This window comes from Neobacillus drentensis, assembly GCF_036965425.1.
Classification (GTDB): Bacteria; Bacillota; Bacilli; order Bacillales; family Cytobacillaceae; genus Neobacillus; species Neobacillus drentensis_F.
In genome coordinates, this window is sequence record NZ_JBALPP010000020.1 from 71,451 (window position 1) to 71,738 (window position 288).

The window sequence follows — 288 nt, forward strand, 5'->3', positions numbered from 1 at the left end:
TGGCCTATAAGATTAGATTAAATGCCGATAGAGCAATAATACTAGCTTGATTTTTATTAAAGATTCCGCTTATTTGTGCATTTCAAATGTTCAAAATCCCTATTTGGAATAATAAAGACCGAAGTTTAAATAAATCTATGTATGAATCGGTCGAAAAGAGTGAACAAAAAAGGCGCTTGGGCAATCATAATGGTTTGAATTTTATTAAGATTTCTGCCTTTAATGGGCGGATTACGTGTTCAATGTTATTTTTTTAAAAAAATATTTTGTTGTCAATTTCTTAGTCAT